General features: G+C 59.6%; 20 protein-coding genes. 11 read left to right on the forward strand and 9 right to left on the reverse strand.

Annotated elements, in window-relative coordinates; genetic code table 11:
• Nucleotides 1-25: 25 nt before the first annotated feature.
• The 3 genes from B2828_RS16870 to B2828_RS16880 form a co-directional block, all read right to left on the reverse strand.
• Nucleotides 26-673, reverse strand: a complete 648-nt coding sequence (locus B2828_RS16870) for an urea amidolyase associated protein UAAP2 (RefSeq protein WP_479634943.1) — start codon at nt 671-673, stop codon at nt 26-28.
• 4 nt (nt 674-677) lie between these two features.
• Nucleotides 678-1,406, reverse strand: a complete 729-nt coding sequence (locus tag B2828_RS16875; protein WP_479634944.1) for an urea amidolyase associated protein UAAP1 — start codon at nt 1,404-1,406, stop codon at nt 678-680.
• 171 nt (nt 1,407-1,577) lie between these two features.
• Nucleotides 1,578-2,561 carry a LuxR C-terminal-related transcriptional regulator gene (locus B2828_RS16880; RefSeq protein WP_479634945.1) on the reverse strand — a complete coding sequence of 328 codons (984 nt, stop codon included), beginning with the start codon at nt 2,559-2,561 and terminating at the stop codon, nt 1,578-1,580.
• Nucleotides 2,562-2,790: 229 nt separating this feature from the next.
• On the opposite strand from B2828_RS16880, the gene atzF reads away from it, so the two are divergent.
• Entirely contained in the window at nt 2,791-4,548 is a 1,758-nt protein-coding gene (gene atzF / locus B2828_RS16885) for an allophanate hydrolase (protein WP_479634946.1), read from the forward strand.
• A gap of 17 nt (nt 4,549-4,565) precedes the next feature.
• Here the strand turns inward: atzF and B2828_RS16890 are convergent, their stop codons facing one another.
• The 6 genes from B2828_RS16890 to B2828_RS16915 form a co-directional block, all read right to left on the reverse strand.
• Complete coding sequence (locus tag B2828_RS16890; protein WP_479634947.1) at nt 4,566-5,060, reverse strand: DUF2231 domain-containing protein; 495 nt, start codon at nt 5,058-5,060, stop codon at nt 4,566-4,568.
• The gene (locus B2828_RS16895; protein WP_479634948.1) at nt 5,057-5,665 is read right to left on the reverse strand and encodes a rubrerythrin family protein; all 609 of its coding nucleotides are present in this window, start codon (nt 5,663-5,665) and stop codon (nt 5,057-5,059) included. The genes B2828_RS16890 and B2828_RS16895 overlap by 4 nt, the downstream gene beginning before the upstream one ends.
• A gap of 427 nt (nt 5,666-6,092) precedes the next feature.
• Complete coding sequence (locus B2828_RS16900; RefSeq protein WP_479634949.1) at nt 6,093-7,406, reverse strand: tyrosine-type recombinase/integrase; 1,314 nt, start codon at nt 7,404-7,406, stop codon at nt 6,093-6,095.
• Nucleotides 7,407-7,424: 18 nt separating this feature from the next.
• Nucleotides 7,425-7,718, reverse strand: coding sequence for a hypothetical protein (locus B2828_RS16905; protein ID WP_479634950.1), 294 nt, complete (start codon nt 7,716-7,718; stop codon nt 7,425-7,427).
• A gap of 37 nt (nt 7,719-7,755) precedes the next feature.
• The gene (locus B2828_RS16910; protein ID WP_479634951.1) at nt 7,756-8,487 is read right to left on the reverse strand and encodes a hypothetical protein; all 732 of its coding nucleotides are present in this window, start codon (nt 8,485-8,487) and stop codon (nt 7,756-7,758) included.
• An 8-nt stretch (nt 8,488-8,495) separates the two neighbouring features.
• Nucleotides 8,496-8,903 (reverse strand): hypothetical protein, encoded by a 408-nt coding sequence (locus tag B2828_RS16915; RefSeq protein ID WP_479634952.1) that lies wholly within the window; start codon nt 8,901-8,903, stop codon nt 8,496-8,498.
• 71 nt (nt 8,904-8,974) lie between these two features.
• Here B2828_RS16915 and B2828_RS16920 point away from each other — a divergent pair, with 71 nt between their 5' ends.
• From B2828_RS16920 to csrA, 10 genes are all read left to right on the forward strand, one after another.
• A complete protein-coding gene (locus tag B2828_RS16920) occupies nt 8,975-9,217 on the forward strand; it encodes a hypothetical protein (protein WP_479634953.1) in 243 nt (80 codons plus the stop codon).
• Between the two features lie 25 nt (nt 9,218-9,242).
• Complete coding sequence (locus B2828_RS16925) at nt 9,243-10,022, forward strand: hypothetical protein (RefSeq protein WP_479634954.1); 780 nt, start codon at nt 9,243-9,245, stop codon at nt 10,020-10,022.
• 2 nt (nt 10,023-10,024) lie between these two features.
• Entirely contained in the window at nt 10,025-10,297 is a 273-nt protein-coding gene (locus tag B2828_RS16930) for a hypothetical protein (RefSeq protein WP_479634955.1), read from the forward strand.
• A complete protein-coding gene (locus B2828_RS16935; protein WP_479634956.1) occupies nt 10,297-10,554 on the forward strand; it encodes a hypothetical protein in 258 nt (85 codons plus the stop codon). Before B2828_RS16930 ends, B2828_RS16935 begins: the two co-directional genes overlap by 1 nt.
• Nucleotides 10,551-10,811 carry a hypothetical protein gene (locus tag B2828_RS16940; RefSeq protein ID WP_479634957.1) on the forward strand — a complete coding sequence of 87 codons (261 nt, stop codon included), beginning with the start codon at nt 10,551-10,553 and terminating at the stop codon, nt 10,809-10,811. The genes B2828_RS16935 and B2828_RS16940 overlap by 4 nt, the downstream gene beginning before the upstream one ends.
• Nucleotides 10,808-11,152: a hypothetical protein gene (locus tag B2828_RS16945; protein WP_479634958.1), complete on the forward strand. Its 345-nt coding sequence runs from the start codon at nt 10,808-10,810 to the stop codon at nt 11,150-11,152. Before B2828_RS16940 ends, B2828_RS16945 begins: the two co-directional genes overlap by 4 nt.
• On the forward strand, nt 11,149-11,403 hold the full coding sequence (locus tag B2828_RS16950) for a hypothetical protein (protein ID WP_479634959.1): 255 nt from the start codon (nt 11,149-11,151) through the stop codon (nt 11,401-11,403). Before B2828_RS16945 ends, B2828_RS16950 begins: the two co-directional genes overlap by 4 nt.
• Nucleotides 11,400-11,582, forward strand: coding sequence for a hypothetical protein (locus B2828_RS16955; protein WP_479634960.1), 183 nt, complete (start codon nt 11,400-11,402; stop codon nt 11,580-11,582). The genes B2828_RS16950 and B2828_RS16955 overlap by 4 nt, the downstream gene beginning before the upstream one ends.
• Complete coding sequence (locus B2828_RS16960) at nt 11,579-12,661, forward strand: DUF5131 family protein (protein WP_479634961.1); 1,083 nt, start codon at nt 11,579-11,581, stop codon at nt 12,659-12,661. The genes B2828_RS16955 and B2828_RS16960 overlap by 4 nt, the downstream gene beginning before the upstream one ends.
• Before the next feature lie 224 nt (nt 12,662-12,885).
• On the forward strand, nt 12,886-13,080 hold the full coding sequence (gene csrA, locus B2828_RS16965) for a carbon storage regulator CsrA (protein ID WP_479634962.1): 195 nt from the start codon (nt 12,886-12,888) through the stop codon (nt 13,078-13,080).
• Nucleotide 13,081 lies beyond the last annotated feature (1 nt).

Genomic DNA, 13,081 nt, shown 5'->3' on the forward strand with positions numbered 1-13,081 from the left:
TGGTGAGAGAAGAAGCGGCTTGCGGTTAATTCCAGATGAGCAGGCGGACCGGCGTCGGGTTGTACGCGTTGCAGGGGTTGTTAAGCTGCGGGCAGTTGGAGATCAGGCAAACCAAGTCCATCTCCGCGCGCATCTCCACGTAGCGGCCCCCGGCGCTGACGCCATCGGCAAACGCGAGATCTCCCTCAGCCGTCACCGGCACGTTCATGAAGAAGTTGATGTTGTGCGTCAGGTCGCGCTTGGTGTAGCCGTCGCCCCATTGCGAAATGGCGAGCAGAAAACTGTCGCGGCAATTATGCATCCCGCGTTTTTCGATGGCGTAGCGCACCTGATTACTCTCCGCCGCGCAGGCGCCCCCGAGCGTATCGTGGCGGCCACAGGTGTCGGCGGTGATGACGGCCAGTTCGTTACCCTCCGTTGAAATCAGCTTCGTGCCGGTGGTGAGGTAAATCCCCCCCTGCACGCGGATCGTATCCTGTGCGCTGTACCGCTCGCTCTTATCCAGTGCGCTATAGAAAAGCGTATCCACAGCCTGGTTGCCTTCGAGATCCACAATGCGGAAGGTCTGCCCCCGGCGAATCTCGTGCATCCAGCCCGCCCCGGCGGGCAGCGTGTAATCGTAAACAGCGTGGGCCGGGTTGAGATGGCTTTCGGTATAATTCAAAGTGCTCATTGGTTTAGGCTCCCAGGTAGCGTTCGGTGAGGATGAAGCAGCGTTGATTTTCAGCGCGGAAATTGCGGCAGTAGTCGTCGGCAGGCGCGGGTGGCGTCTTAAAAAGCGTTAGCCGCACGGGCTTTGGCTCGTAGGCCAGGTTCGGGTCGAGCGGATGCTGGCAGGTGTTCAAAACTACGAGCGTGTTCAAATCCGCGCGGAGATCGACCGCGTCGCCCGCCTTGGAATTGCCCACGTGAAAAACCATCGAGCCCTCCGCGTCCACGTCCACGCGGCTAAAGAAATTAACATTCGCGCAAAGGTCGCGCTTGCCGAGGCCGTGTTTGCCAAGCTCGACCAGAAAATCATCATGCGCATTGCGATACCAGGCGTTGCGGCTTTCCTGGTAGGTCGATTCGCCGTACTTGGCGCGAACCTGCGCGGCGTTGGAGTGGCCAGAGATCGGGTCGTGCCAGCCGACGGAATCGTCCGTGATGGAAAGGAGCGAGCGGCCCATGTCGCTCATGAGAATGTGGCCACGCGTGAGCTTGGCGGTGTATTGAGCCTTGAGGCTGTCGGGCAGGTTCAGGCGTTCGAGGGGATCGTCAGCGTTGTAGGCCACGAGGCCGACGTTGGTGCCGCCCTCGATGTCGGTGAGGCGCAGGGTGGTCCCGGCCCGAAGCTTCCACGACCAGAGCCCGCCGCCCGGCAGGAGCTCTTCGAACAGAATCTTATCTTTGGAAATCGGTTGCATAGTGGTTGAACCGGCGAAACGGGTTCGCCTGAGAGGAAGCTAGGGCAAAGGCGTAGGTCTCGCTATAGGTCGAGGGACCTATGGGCCGCGGAAGCTTGCTAATAGCTGCCCCGAACGGGCCCACGTTTTTATAGCGCAAAGCGACGCCCTTCCTGGGCCGCGCCCGCTGTGCTATTGCGCTTCCGTATTGATGCTGGAGAGCGCCGCCGCATAGCGGTTCTCCGCGCCGATCTTGGGAAGAATGTGCTCCACATGCCGCTTCACGGTGTGGATGCTAATTCCCAGGATGATGCTGATTTCGGCGTTCGACTTGCCGGCCTTCAGCCATTGATAAACTTCGTGTTCGCGCGCCGTGAGCGCCGTTTCCGGAGCGGGCGCGGCGATTTCCTCCAGCACCAGCAGCAGCCGGTTGCTGCGGGGATGGCGCGCCGCCTTGACGCGCAGAATCTTATCCCCCCGGCGGAACATCGGCAGCTCCGCGGCGCGGGCCGCCGCGCTATTCCACGCGGAGCTTTGCAGCGCCGCCACCGGGCGTTGCAGCGGCCTCGGAAGAATCCCCTCCGGACACCCCCCGATGTAGCCGGAAAGCATATTGCGAGTCCGGGGCGAGCAGTAATCCACCTCGCCCGACTCCCCGAGAAAAATATACCCGCGCTGGATCATCTCCTCGACCCCCTCCAGCTTCGCCCGCTCAATCTCGTCCACGGCGATATCCACACCAACCGCCCCCACCCACTCGCCGCGCGCATAGATCGGAGAGACCTGCGTGGTAATAAACTGCGGCTGGCCCGCACACGGGAATTCATACGGATCCATCACCGTCTCCACCCCCCGCTGGCGAGGCACCAGGTACCAGTCACCGTACCCGGGAACGTCGAAGCCCAAGTTGGGCTCCAGGCGGATCTTGCCACCCGCGCGATTCCAGAACGGGATAAACTGCCCCGCGTCGTCGTGCCCCGGAGCGTTGGTAAAATCCCGGTCCCGCCCATCGAGCGCATTCGGCTCCCAGACCGTCCAGACCCCCAGGAAAGCGGGGTTGCTGGCCAGGATCTCGTGCAGGATCTTTTCAAAAAGCTTCCGATCCGCGATGCCAAGCTCGCGCATTCCGCCAAACGTCTTGGCGAGTGCTTCAGTAGTTATGGCTTTGGAGTTCATCGGTCGGATCAAGCTAGCCGATGAGCATATCCGGTGCCAATAGGCGTTCCCTCCTATTCCCCCTCTATCTCCCCCGCCACACTGGGCAAAACCCAACACCCGGTTTTCAGGAATCTGGCGAAATTTGGTCAACCCACCTCCGGAATCGGCGCAAACCATAGGCCTAACGACCCATAGAGGGGTTGGCCTCACTCTTGCTACACTCGAGCCCACTTTTCAAATCCTTCCCATGACCATTGCACGTTATACGCTCCGTTTCCCCGCTCTCGACTTGAACGCCGTGCGTCGATTTTATGCCGAAGGCGGCACGCCGGAAAAACTGGTGCGCGAGATCTACCGCCGCATCACCGAACGAGGAAACGACGCCGTCTGGATTTACCTGCCCCCTCTCGAAGGAGCCGTTGCGAACCTCCCCACCGACACCTCCCTGCCGCTCTACGGCGTCCCCTTCGCCATCAAGGACAACATCGACGTCGCGGGCTGGCCCACCACCGCCGCCTGCCCGGAATACCGCTACATCCCCGCCCAGGACGCCACCGTCGTGGCCCGCCTGCGCGCCCTGGGAGCCATCCCCATCGGCAAGACCAACCTGGATCAATTTGCCACCGGGCTCGTCGGCGTGCGCTCCCCCTACGGCGTCCCCCGCAGCGTCTACAATGGCGATTACATTTCAGGCGGATCAAGCTCCGGTTCCGCCGTGTCCGTGGCGGCGGGCTTGGTCAGCTTCGCCCTCGGCACCGACACCGCCGGATCGGGCCGCGTCCCGGCAGCGTTCAACGGCCTCGTGGGCCTCAAGCCAACCCGCGGCATCCTGAGCGCCAAGGGCGTCGTGCCCGCGTGCAAATCGCTCGACTGCGTCTCCCTCTTTACCACCAACGTCAGCGACGCCCAGACCCTCTTTGATATCACCCGGGGCGAAGACGCCGGGGACCCCTTCTCGCGCCCCTTGCCGCGCTACTCCGACGCCCCCGGCGGCACGCCGCGTATCGGCATTCCGAGGGAATCGCAGTGGGAATTTTTCGGCGACGTCGAGGCGCGCGAACTCTACCGCCAGGCGGTGGAACACGTCCGCGCCCAGGGCAACCCCGTCGTGGAGATCGACTTCGCCCCGTTTGTCGAAACCGCACAGCTCCTCTACTCCGGCCCGTGGGTGGCCGAGCGCCTGGCCGCCATCGAGTCCTTCTACAAAGCCAAGCCCGATGCCCTCTACCCCACCACACGGAATATTATCGGAGGCGCAAAGAAAATCAGCGGAGTGGAGACCTTCCGAGGGCTCGAAAAGCTGGCCATGCTGCGCCGGATCACGGCGGCCGAATGGGAAAAAATGGACTACCTCCTACTCCCCACCACCGGCACGACCTACCGCGTCAGCGAAGTCATGGAAGCCCCCCTCAAGCTCAACACCACCCTGGGTCACTACACGAACTTCGCCAACCTCCTGGACCTCTGCGCCATCGCCGTTCCCGCCGGAACGCGCCCTTCCAACCAGCTCCCCTTCGGCGTCACCTTCTTCGCCCCGGCCTTTCACGACCACTCCGTCTGCCAGATCGCCGGATCGTTCCTCGGAGAACCGCTCCCCGTGGCCCAGACGCAGGGCGTCACGCTCGCCGTGGCGGGGGCGCACCTCACCGGCCAGCCGCTCAACCACCAGCTTACGGAACGCGGCGCGCGCCTGCTGCGCACCTGCCGCACCGCCGCTGGCTACCAGCTCTACGCCCTGGGCGGCACCCGTCCGCCGAAACCGGGCCTCGTGCGCACACCGGGCTTCTGCGGCCCCGGCATCGAAGTGGAACTCTGGTCGCTCAGCTCCGCAGCCTTTGGCGACTTCACCGCGCAGCTACCGCAGCCGATGGTCATTGGCGAAGTGGACCTCGACGACGGCACACACTGCAAAGGCTTCCTGTGCGAACCGTGTGCAGTAACCGCCGAGGGCACCCGGGAGATCACCTCCTTCGGCGGCTGGCGGGCGTATTTGGCGAGCCTTTAGTGTAGGGTGAGACCCGGTCAAGTCGGGTTGGCGTTAACCCCCACACCGTGACCGTATACCGCCTCTCCACCCCGCCGGGCCGTCTGGTAAACGAAATAGCAGGCAATCAGCGCCGAAATGGCCGCAACAACCCTCAACCCGTGTTGCAGCGCCGGGCTCAGCCCCCTGCCAAACGGCTGAGCCCATCCCTTGAGGCTTCGCGTCACGGCAGCGAAAACCGCCAGCATTGCCGCAATTGTAGCCACAACGCCGGTTTTTTCACCCCACTCCTGGTGGCTATCGATTAAACCCAGCACGTCTCCGGAAAGCCGTCCCAGCAGTTCCCGTGAAGCTTCCCCGGTCTCCACGGCAACCCAGGCCCCCGCGGCGCCCATCAGCAAGAGCACGGCGGCAATCCAGTCCAGGTTCCAGCGGCGTAAAAACACCGCCACGACCATGACGCCAGCGCCGACCAAGAGCAGCACGATTGGAAAATGAACCACTGCGGGGTGAAGGGGATCGGGAAGCATCATTCGATTTTCTTCCACTCCTCCACCGGCGTTCCGCAAATATCGCAACGCTTGGCAGGAAGTGAGGTATCTGTGTTTCCGCAAACCGGGCAGACGTAGTAATCAACCGGCTGGTTCTGCCCAAGGTGATCAAGCGCCGTCTGGTAAAGCTTGGTATGTTCCGTCTCCACCTCCTGGGCAAACGTGAACGTCCTCACAGCGGGGCTAGCCTTGGCCTCCTTGGCCCGCTTAAGGAACTCGGGGTACATCTCCTTGCTTTCATAGGTTTCCCCCTTGATCGCCGATTCCAGGTTTTCGCGCGTCGAGCCGACCTTCGGCTTTTCAGCCGCTAAGGCGGGGACCTGCCCCCCCAGCGCTTCAATCGCCGCTTTGTGATTATCCCGGTGAATCTGCTCGGAATACGACGCCGCGCGGAAAAGCTTAGCCACCTGCGGGAACCCGTCCTCATCCGCCTTTTTGGCAAAGAGCGCATAGCGTTCGTGCGCATTGGCCTCCCCCTGGTAGGCCGTTTCCAGATCCTTCAGCACCGCCTCGTTATTCGCGGCCCCCCGGGCAGGCAACGTAAAGGCAAGGCACCCCATCAACGCGAGCAATAGAAACGCTTTCACGCCACCGGAATCGATGGGGCCCAAAAACATGGTCGTTCACGAAAGGTAAAGGATGGAACAAGAGACGCGCTTGCGTCCTCGTCCCCTGGGATCAGAGGGCCCAACTTGCGAGATGCAAGTTGACGAAAAATGGTGCTCGGGGCGGGACTTGAACCCGCACTAAATGGCACTTCTGGGCAGGAATAGTGCATCAACGAGACTGTTTTCTCTGAAAATGGAAAAAAGGCGTTTTATAGATGTCCGTCAAAGTCGTATTCCACCCCGCTATTTTGTCGCAACTTGTCGCAGGATTTTGGAGCGGCCGAATGTTGTTCCACAAACCCTCAAATCGGCGGAATTGGCCGATATTACGTTCCGCGTAATTACGCGTTCACCACAACCGATAGCGGATATGGGCGGCTGAGCATCCACAAGATGTTGTGGATCCTCAGCTCGCGAGGTTGAACGTCGTCTGGATGACGTTATCGGGCCAATCGGGCCAGACCTCAAACCACGCCTTTCCCTCTTCCTCTTGGCGCGCTTCGTAGTAGTGACGGCGGATCATCGGGATCGAATTGCCCATTTCCAGGCTGACTTCGCCCAGGTTCTTGACGACGGCCGTTCGATAGGTGCCGTAGGAATGCCGCAACGCATTCACCTTCCATTTGACGCCGGAGGCTTTCGCCATCCACGCAGTGATCCGGTCCGGACGCCGGTGGATGCATACAGGACCCGTCGCCGCGTGAAATGGCCGCAGCCAGGCAAACAGCGCGTCGCAAATGGGCACGTGGCGCTTTTCCGCCGTTTTGGCCACCTCCGGCCGCACGGTGATATATCGTTTGGTCCAGTTGAAATCTTCCCAGCGCAGGCAATCCTTGTTTGTTCCCGGGGGCGGACAAATTTCCTCTGTACGGATCCCCGCGAAGCCGCCGATCGCAATCCACGGCAACCACTCGATTCGCGCAGGGCGCGGATCTCCACCGGGGAGCCGGGGTCCCCGCTCCCGGCAAAGTGCATCGAGCAGTTTTTTGAAATCGTCTGGGGTATAGACGGAAACCGAACCGCCGCGACGATCGCTGATCCGAGGCACTTTTTCAGCCTCGGTACGTCGACTCTCGGCCAAGTAGCCTCGATCCTTTGCGAAACGGAAGAGGGTCACAATTTCGGCCCGGATGTTGTTTCGGCGCCGAGCCCCCACGTCCAGGCTGTTCAGCCAGGCCTCGATCTCCCCGGCCCGGATGTTGCCAATATTCCCCGGATTGCCGCTGGCGAACTCGGCCAGGTCATCATCGAGCCCCTTGATATATTTTGGGTTGTACTGCGCCGCACGCTTGGAAATCATCAGCTCATCGAGGACCTTGCCCGTAGTCTTTTCGGATTGCGCGATAGCTTGCATACCCAAGCTGATCAGTTTTGCAATGCCGTGTCTGCCCACCTGCTGCCGCGCTGCCGACCATTCCATGATGGCATCCATCACCCCGACCCCATATTTCTCAACTTCAAGCGCGGCGTGGGCATAGATCGCGCGATCGGCGGCTGTAAAAACGAAACCTTCGGCACCCGAGTTATTGAGCGTGGTAGCGGCCGCCTCTGCTCCTCCTTTGGCTGCATCCCGGGTTTTGTAAGTCTCGATTTTGCGTTTTCCCCCGATCCGATAAGCAATTTGAAAGCGGCCGTCTCGGATCTTATAGATTGGTACGAAAATGGCCCCCACGCGAACGCCATCGGGCTTTTCGCGTTTCGCTTTTTTGGGCTTTTTCACGGTGGGCGGCATTATAAATCAGTACCCTAGCAGAATCTTCATGGAATCCCACATACCCCTGATCCCGCCAAAATTCCAAAGCATCAGAGCCATGCCGCCGATGACGATCCAAATATAGATCCCGTTCTTTACCAGCTTTTCGTGTTCCGAAAAAACCTCACTAATGCGCCGCCATTCATTGCGCTGAGAATCGAACATGTAATCGGTCAGCATTACCCCGCCATCCTCACGCCGGAGTAGCATTTGTAATTCCTCGGTGCTGAATTCGCCGATCTCTTTCCCATCCCTAGCTATCTTCAATTTCTCGCTCATTTTTTCCTAACAGATCAATCTGTGAGAATTTCGCAAGTTACTGGTTCTGAATGAACTTATAGGCGCGTAGGCGTCTTTTACCCACGTTTTCCACGCCATCGGGAATGGCAATGATTTTGATCTGATCACCCTCGGCCACATCCTGGAGATAATTTTTAAGGATAAATTCCCCATAAGCCGCTCTAGGATCAGAGCTGCTTCCTCCATAACCACCTCCACCCCCGCCGATCCTACCCAGGCTAGACGCACTAGATGGAACAGAGATCGGTTTAGGACAATACACAATTGCATACTGGTCTTTTACCGCCACAATTTGACCGGTAAGCCGCTTTGATTCTTCGGCCATTTTTTTTGCCTCCTGCGCCTCTTTCTCTTTTTGCTTTCGAAGATTTTCTTCATCAGCCAAGCGCTGTATTTCACGCTCCTGAGAAGCTTTTAGCTGCGCCGCCTTGGCCTCAAGTTCAGCTGTAGTGCGCATGCTGATGAGCGTTTCACGCTCTTGCGAAGCCTTTATCTGCGCCACCCGAAATGCCTCTGCCTTGGAGGGATCGTAACCGAATTTCTGGCGCTGCCCCTCGGGCATGTCAGTAAAATTAACTTTTACCACTCCGAATGCCGTCATCACCACGAGCCCATCTGGCTCAACTCGGGAAACGCTGACGTTCTCGTATTTCTTGCCATCGTTGGTGGTAATGGAAACCTTCCGGTCTTCGCCGAAGGCGAAGGCAGCGGCGGCAACGACCGTAATACCAATGAGGACGAGTTTCATAATAAAACCTAGTCTTGTTCTGAAATCCGTTTCCGGCGCGATTTTGTGTAGGTGATGTCGCGTCGGGGCACCGGAAGTTCGTCGCTTTGAAGTTCCTCGTTTAGAATCACGCGATCGGGAATTTGCGGAGCCAAACCACGAGCAGTTGAGGAGGAAGACCGGCCTCCGTGTTCTGGGGGAATGTAACGCCCCTTCACATTGGAGGCTGCATCGCCCCCTTTTTTCTCCAGCTCAGAAGTTGGAATAATTGAAAGAGGCATTCGGATTTCCCCGTGTTCTTCAATATAGCGGATCAAAGCCTCGACACAGGCCTCGGCCAACGTCGTCTCGCTCAAACCAACCCTTTCCGCCGCCTGCTGAAGGCGGTTTTTCATATCAACCGAAGAGCGGAAGGCAATACGTGTGTCCTTAGCCATGGCCGGACGGTATCGCCGTTGTTACCCGTTGGGCAAACAAAATCTTAGAACGAAAAAGAAAATCTCTTGCAATGTTTCCCGATGTGAGCACAATGGGAAACATGAAAGGTGCATCTATTCAGATCATCCCCAAGCGCGAAACCGTCCAGAAAATCGATGCGATCAAGGAGCAACTGCGCACTTCTCGTGCCGGTATCTGCAATCTCGCGATCGACTTCGTCCTTCCAATGCTCGAATCCGGAAAAGCCCGGGTTGTTAACGGGAACATTGAGATTGTTAACACCCCTGCCCCTGAGGGTCACATGGCAGCGTAACCGCACGAATCACACGGAGGGTGTTATGACAAAAGAAGAGATCGTTTCCGCGATCGTGCGGCTGGCACGCGCTGCAAATCAGAACATGTGCTTCTCCCTGGATGTCTTCCGGGCGGCGCGCCATGTGCGCGGCGCGGAGCCGATCCTGAAAGAGGCACAGGAGGAAATCAAAACCCAGTCTGCCATGCGCTCGGCCTATATGACCTGCGCCAGGGCCGTTAAAGAGGCGATGACCCTCTCCTCTGCGGAGGATTGCCTGCGCTTTTACTGCGCTGGGGCATGCACGGACTGGGCGGGCTCACCCGGCACGCCCGATGATTTCAGGTATTTCGAGACGAAATTAACGGCCTACCGCGAAGCTCTCCGGCTGGTGGTCCAGGAAATCCTGCGCAGGCCGCGCGAATGCCCGAGCAAGCTGGCCCCGGCTTCGTTGCCGTTCGGCCAGGTGCGCCTGGCGCTGCCACTTACCATCACGACGGAGGAACATGCCGGGCTGCATGTCGTGGCCACGCGGGAGCGCATCTCCATTACCGGGCTCCTCGAGGCATTCATCGCGGATGTCACTGGCAGCGCCCGATCGGGCGGATCGGACGAGCGCGACTACGCCGCCGCCTGGGTGCAGCGCCGCCTATTTACCTGGGATAAACACTGCATTGGATTCGGTGAGATCCCGGAAAAAGTGCCGACGATGGAAGTCGATCGGCGCTGCGCCTGGATGAACCGCTGGAACAAAGCGGCCTGGATGCACCGCGAATCTCTGCAACGGCATTGGCAATCCCAACACAGCAAGAAGGAGGAAGCATAACCATGGAAAATCAAATCAACATTAAGGCGGTCAACCGTTTCGTCCAGCTCGCGGGCCGGGGGGCATTCCCGGGGGCGGCTGGCGGCGAGAAGATCTGCAACCGGCTCGCCAAGGCGCTGGAAAAGATCGGCGATGATCTGGCGCTGCTCGACCAGGGCGATATTGAAGGCGCGTGTGACTTGATGCGCCTCATGTCCGGGCCTTGGCCCACCGACGAGGTAAAGAAGATGGCCTACGACATGGTCCACCAGGCCGCAACCGGGAGGAAAGCATAATGCAAATCGCGAAGATCCAGCATTTTGTAGAACTGGCGGCACGTGGAACCCTACCGGCGGCGTCCGGCGGGGAAATGAAGGCCAATAAGATAGCCAAAGAGATCCGGCGTATCTCGAAAGATTTCGCGGGCCTCGATGCGGAAGCGACCGCCGGCGCTTGCGAGCTGCTGCGCCTGGCTGCGGCTCCTTCGGGGGAAGCAATGCGAGAGGCCGTGGCCTATGAACTCCGCTTCGCGGCAACCGGGAGAGGCTTATGACCGAGCTCGTCGTATTCGACTACCACGCCGCGAAGCTGCGCAAGCAGCTCGAAGAGAATGCCAACCCCCGGGAGATAGGCAATGCGGCGGATGATCTCCGGCTTATGGAGTTCGCTGGCTACTGCAGGAACAAAGGAGATCATATTACGGCAGCGAAGTGCTGGCATTCCATCGCGCTCCACGCCCAGGCCATGGAGCGGCGTCACCAGCGGGAGCAAAAACGAAAGGCGGCGATCGCCGCCGCTCAACGGCCATGAAACAGCTCCCCTCCATCGCCATCAATGAAGCCACGGTGCTCCAGCTCATCCGCGAGCATATCGCGCAGGAGATCTCCGGGCCCACGTTGCGGCGGCTCCGGCGCCAGGCGCTCGCGTCGATCGAGACGGTGAGCCCGGAGGAGGGCGGGGAATGCCTGGGGCTTACGGCCCGGAGCTTCCAGACCTGGTGCAAGCGCGTCGGCATCGCCAAGCTCAATCTCGGGTATAAGAGCAAACGCTACAGCGTGCGCGCGATCGCCGAAAAAATGCAGCAGCGCGCCCTCAAACCGAAACCCGGGAGCCGCGTGGCCCGCTACCTGGAGGCGAAGAGCGCCGCGTGAGAACCCCGGAAAAACAGGCGGCCTTCGAAGACCTGACCGAGCGCATTGTCGCGACTTTTCAAAAAGCCGACGCGCGCTTTGCCATCTACATCGGCCTCGGCGCGATGGCACCCCGCAAGGCCCTGGTCACCCTGGCCAGGGTCCGGGAAAGCTGGGAGGCCCTCATCCCCGGCATCGGCGAGCGGCTCATCGCCACGAAGACCGAGCAAGCAGCCCTGAACCAAAAAAAACGAGAGGAAACAGCAGCATGAAACCGATCGAGTTAGCCGTCTACTCCATTTGCGCCGTCGTAGCGGCAGAGTTTTTAGCCACTGGGAAAAAACTCTACCAAGACGGGCAGCCGTTCGTGGCCTTCCTTTCGTGCCTCGTAACGCTTTGGTTTGTAGTCCAGGCGGTGCGCATTTACCGCAACTCGGAGGGCGAACGATGAGCAAGACCAAGATCGAATGGACGAATGAGACGGATAACATCATCGTCGCCAAAGATGGCGGGTGGTGGTGCCGGAAATGCTCCCCGGGGTGTGAGCATTGCTACGCCGAGGCGCTCAACCGGAATGCCTTTTTCCACGGCAATGGACGCGACTATGTTGGCCACCCGCCGAAGTTGCGCCTTCGCGAAGATATTTTCGCAACGTGGTCAAACCAGCGCAAGCCGCGGCGGCATTTCATCTCCTCGATGACGGATGTCTTCGGCGGATGGGTCCCCAGGTCGTGGATCTTCCGGTTCCTGGATGCGATGGCCTCCACGCCACGGCAGACTTTCCAGGTTCTCACGAAGCGGGCCGATCAAATGGCCGAACACGTTGCGGCGTGGCTGGACGCTCGCGGGGCGGATCGGATCCCGCTCAATATCTGGCTCGGGTTCACGGCGGAAAACCAGGAGTGTTTCGACCGGCGCTGGAACTGCATCGAGCCGCTGGTCCATCGGCTGGGCGTGGTGTTCGTTTCGGCCGAGCCGCTGCTCGGCGCCATCACGCTCCCAGAGAATTTCCTCGCGCTCAAGTGGCGCGCCCAGGTGATCGCCGGCGGCGAGAGCGGCGACCAGGCGCGGCCCATGCACCCCGATTGGGCGCGGGGTCTGCGGGATCAATGCCACGAGGCGGAAGTGTGCTTCTTTTTCAAGCAATGGGGGGAGTGGATTGCTGGCGATCACGTCGATGGGTTGCCGGAACACGAACCCAAGCGCATCTGCAAACTCGCACTTGATGGTACCCAGGCCAACGACGTCACAATGCCTTACGAAAAGCGTAACGGGATGAAAACCGTTGTGCTCATAGGAAAGAAAATCACGGGCCGCATCCTCGATGACTGCACCTGGCAGCAGATGCCATACGCGCACAGCATTTGCCGCGTGTGCGGCTGCTCGGAATTCCAGGCATGCCCGAGCGGGCGCTACTGGATCGACGAGGAGCACACCCTTTGCAGCGAATGCGCCCCGGGGACACGCCTCGGCCCCGCGCCCGCCATCTCCGGCCTGACTGATGCTCTTAGAAAGGCAGGTGTCCTGTGAAACGCGGGAAAATTCGCATCATTCCCAGGCGCAAATTATGCCGGGTACCCATCTATCGGCGGCAATTTCGCAACGCGCTGGCATTTCGCATCAAGATCAATACGCGCAGGTTTGAAAATGCGATCCGCCGGGCCGATGCGATCTTCAAAAAGTTTATGGACCCAAGTTTAGGGAGGCCATGGCCTCATCAGTAGGAACCAAGGAAACCAAAAGGAGAACACCACATGCTAGTATTATCACGTAAGGTCAGCGAAACGATCATGATCGGCGAAAACATCGAGATCATGGTTACGCGGATCGAACACGGCGCCGTCCGGATACGGATCGCGGCCCCGCGCGAGATCCCGATCTTCCGCGGCGAACTCTACCGCGAGATCCACCGCAACGATCTCAAACCTCAACCCGTGGAGGGAGCTTAAG

It is taken from the genome of Spartobacteria bacterium UBA695 (assembly GCA_002298145.1).
In the GTDB taxonomy this organism is placed as follows: Bacteria; Verrucomicrobiota; Verrucomicrobiia; order Chthoniobacterales; family Chthoniobacteraceae; genus UBA695.

Excerpts from the sequence above, each read along its gene's own strand:
- B2828_RS16875 (WP_479634944.1), bottom strand. The coding sequence starts at position 1,406 with ATGCAACCGATTTCCAAAGATAAGATTCTGTTCGAAGAGCTCCTGCCG.
- csrA (WP_479634962.1), top strand. The coding sequence starts at position 12,886 with ATGCTAGTATTATCACGTAAGGTCAGCGAAACGATCATGATCGGCGAA.
- B2828_RS16930 (WP_479634955.1), top strand. The coding sequence starts at position 10,025 with ATGGAAAATCAAATCAACATTAAGGCGGTCAACCGTTTCGTCCAGCTC.
- B2828_RS16920 (WP_479634953.1), top strand. The coding sequence starts at position 8,975 with ATGTTTCCCGATGTGAGCACAATGGGAAACATGAAAGGTGCATCTATT.
- B2828_RS16910 (WP_479634951.1), bottom strand. The coding sequence starts at position 8,487 with ATGAAACTCGTCCTCATTGGTATTACGGTCGTTGCCGCCGCTGCCTTC.
- B2828_RS16945 (WP_479634958.1), top strand. The coding sequence starts at position 10,808 with ATGAAACAGCTCCCCTCCATCGCCATCAATGAAGCCACGGTGCTCCAG.
- B2828_RS16870 (WP_479634943.1), bottom strand. The coding sequence starts at position 673 with ATGAGCACTTTGAATTATACCGAAAGCCATCTCAACCCGGCCCACGCT.
- B2828_RS16905 (WP_479634950.1), bottom strand. The coding sequence starts at position 7,718 with ATGAGCGAGAAATTGAAGATAGCTAGGGATGGGAAAGAGATCGGCGAA.
- atzF (WP_479634946.1), top strand. The coding sequence starts at position 2,791 with ATGACCATTGCACGTTATACGCTCCGTTTCCCCGCTCTCGACTTGAAC.
- B2828_RS16955 (WP_479634960.1), top strand. The coding sequence starts at position 11,400 with ATGAAACCGATCGAGTTAGCCGTCTACTCCATTTGCGCCGTCGTAGCG.
- B2828_RS16935 (WP_479634956.1), top strand. The coding sequence starts at position 10,297 with ATGCAAATCGCGAAGATCCAGCATTTTGTAGAACTGGCGGCACGTGGA.
- B2828_RS16915 (WP_479634952.1), bottom strand. The coding sequence starts at position 8,903 with ATGGCTAAGGACACACGTATTGCCTTCCGCTCTTCGGTTGATATGAAA.
- B2828_RS16940 (WP_479634957.1), top strand. The coding sequence starts at position 10,551 with ATGACCGAGCTCGTCGTATTCGACTACCACGCCGCGAAGCTGCGCAAG.
- B2828_RS16960 (WP_479634961.1), top strand. The coding sequence starts at position 11,579 with ATGAGCAAGACCAAGATCGAATGGACGAATGAGACGGATAACATCATC.
- B2828_RS16880 (WP_479634945.1), bottom strand. The coding sequence starts at position 2,561 with ATGAACTCCAAAGCCATAACTACTGAAGCACTCGCCAAGACGTTTGGC.
- B2828_RS16925 (WP_479634954.1), top strand. The coding sequence starts at position 9,243 with ATGACAAAAGAAGAGATCGTTTCCGCGATCGTGCGGCTGGCACGCGCT.
- B2828_RS16890 (WP_479634947.1), bottom strand. The coding sequence starts at position 5,060 with ATGATGCTTCCCGATCCCCTTCACCCCGCAGTGGTTCATTTTCCAATC.